Source organism: Mycobacterium sp. (genome assembly GCF_008709575.1).
In the GTDB taxonomy this organism is placed as follows: Bacteria; Actinomycetota; Actinomycetes; order Mycobacteriales; family Mycobacteriaceae; genus Mycobacterium.
The window spans coordinates 1-611 of the sequence record NZ_VYIK01000464.1; the positions used below are offsets into that span (position 1 = coordinate 1).

Consider the following 611-nt stretch of genomic DNA (forward strand, 5'->3'; position numbering starts at 1 on the left):
GGGTTGCCGGTGCCCATGCTTGCCTTGATGGCCTCGGCGGCAGCCCCGATTGCTCGTTCGCGCTGTAGAGGACCAGGGCATCCGACCGAGCCGCGCGGCCCGCAGCGGCTCTCCGCGGCAAGGGTGTCCTCCTTATTGCCGCCCGCGGCCACCGCGCTTGCCGCAGCGGCGTAGTGGGCCCGAACCTGCTCGCGCAACTCGCTGTTTCCGGTCATCAGTTCTCACGTCGATCGATGGCCGGATGACAGGGTGGCACCGCGCCGGGCAGACGCGCTAACGCGACGCCACGGCGTTCCCGTCCCAGCCGGCGCAGCGCCGAGGCCGCGGCGATCCAGGTCTGCGGCGCCGACAAAGCACCGCTAGCGGCCCCGCCCGGCGCACAACCGCAGGCTGATCCGTGCCCTCATCCGCGAGGTCTCGCTCGTTCTCGTCGCCGTCACGGGCCTATGACACCGGGTCAAGTCGGTCGGGCCGTGGACCATGCAGCCGCTAGCCGATACGGTGGTGACAACGACCGCAACGATGGGAGATATCGATGGCTCGTTCTTTTACCGAGGCGCAACTGCGTCAGCTCGCGGCGGACGGCGCGGCTCGCCTCGACGGTGCCAGCG

Annotated in this window: 1 pseudogene; it reads right to left on the reverse strand. The window is 70.0% G+C overall.

What is annotated here, in order from left to right:
- Positions 1-215 (reverse strand): annotated as a pseudogene (locus tag F6Q13_RS19600) (arsenite S-adenosylmethyltransferase); the annotation flags it as partial.
- Between the last annotated feature and the right edge of the window lie 396 nt (positions 216-611).